At 69.2% G+C, this 1486-nt stretch carries 3 protein-coding genes; 2 read left to right on the plus strand and 1 reads right to left on the minus strand.

All coding sequences use genetic code 11. The features are described 5' to 3' along the window. A partial coding sequence (locus tag AC1DOC_RS33290; protein WP_478131528.1) for a LysR family transcriptional regulator occupies positions 1–171 on the minus strand: 171 nt, incomplete at its 3' end. A 77-nt stretch (positions 172–248) separates the two neighbouring features. On the opposite strand from AC1DOC_RS33290, the gene AC1DOC_RS33295 reads away from it, so the two are divergent. Both AC1DOC_RS33295 and AC1DOC_RS33300 read left to right on the plus strand, forming a co-directional pair. Continuing rightward, positions 249–1121: an HpcH/HpaI aldolase/citrate lyase family protein gene (locus AC1DOC_RS33295; RefSeq protein WP_412511566.1), complete on the plus strand. Its 873-nt coding sequence runs from the start codon at positions 249–251 to the stop codon at positions 1119–1121. Positions 1122–1154: 33 nt separating this feature from the next. Further along, on the plus strand, positions 1155–1486 hold a 332-nt coding region (locus AC1DOC_RS33300), incomplete at its 3' end, for a Bug family tripartite tricarboxylate transporter substrate binding protein (protein WP_478131527.1).

A 1486-nucleotide genomic window follows, 5' to 3' on the forward strand; every position in this document is an offset into this window, starting at 1 on the left:
GGGCTGCACCGTGCGGCCGGCGCGCGCCAGCAGCGGCGCGCCGAGTTCGCGCTCCAGCGTGCGGATCTGCTGCGCCACGGCCGCGGGCGTCAGGTCGAGGCGGCGCGCGGCCTCCGACATGGAGCCCGATTCCACCACCAGAAGAAAGCTTTGCAGGTAGGCTGTTTCCATGAATGATAAATTTTCTATCATCTGATCATAGGGAGCCTGTGTTTTTTCGATCTCGTGAACCGCACACACTGCGGCGCATGAGAAGCAAACTCTTCGTTCCCGGCACGCGCCCCGAGCTGTTCGCCAAGGCGCTGGGCAGCGCAGCGGACGGCGTCTGTTTCGACCTGGAAGACGCGGTGTCCGAGCCGCGCAAGGGCGAGGCGCGCGACGCCGTGCGGCAGCTGCTGCTGCACGGCGGCGGCACGGCCGCGTCGGGCAAGACCGTGATCGTTCGCGTCAACGCGATGGACACGCCGCATTTCGCGGAGGACGTTGTGGCCGTGGCGCAGCCCGGCGTGCACCTGATCAACATCCCGAAGCCCGAAAGCGCGGCCCATGTGCGCAGCGCGGTCGAGGCGATCGAACGCGCCGAGCGCACCAATGGCGTGGGCACGCCGATCGGCCTGCTGCTGAACATCGAGGCGCCCGCGGCCTTGCGCACCGCGGCCGAGCTTGCGCTCGCGCATCCGCGCCTGGCGGGCCTGCAGCTGGGCCTGGGCGACCTGTTCGAACCGCTGGGCATTGCGCGGCGCGAGCCGGCCGCGATCCAGCAGGCGATGTTCGCGGTGCGCATGGCGGCGGGCGAGGCGGGCGTCTATGCCTACGACGGCGCCTTCGCGGACATCCGCGACGCCGAGGGATTCCGCGCCGAAGCCATGCTCGCGCGCAACCTCGGCTTCCTCGGCAAGACCTGCATCCACCCGAGCCAGATCGCGATCGCCAACGAGGTGTTCCGTCCCACCGACGAGGAGATCGCGCACGCATGCAAGGTGGTCGAGGCTGCCCGCGCGGCCGACGCCGGCGGCGTGGGCGCCTATGTGGTGGACGGAAAGATGATCGACATGCCTTTCGTGATCCGCGCGCGCGCCATCGTTGCGAGCGCGCGCAGCCTCGGCCTGCTGCCGGGCTGAGCCTYTTTCAGATAAGACCAGGAGACAAGACAGATGCACATTCACTCTCACTCGCCCTTTCGCCTGCGCGCGCTCGCCGTGGCCGCCTTTGCCGGCGGATTGCTGTTGAGCGGCGGCGCGTTCGCACAGGCCGCGGCCTACCCGAGCAAGCCCGTCACCATCGTGGTGCCCTATCCGGCGGGGGGCTCGAACGACACTTTCGCGCGCCAGGTGGCCAAGGAACTGGGCGACGAGCTCAAGCAGCCGGTGATCATCGACAACCGTCCCGGCGCGAGCGGCAACACCGGCACCGGCCAGGTCGCCAAGGCCGCGCCCGACGGCTACACGCTGGTGGCCGTGTCCTCGAGCATGACGACCAACGCGGC

It is taken from the genome of Variovorax sp. 01T439_2 (assembly GCF_056398445.1).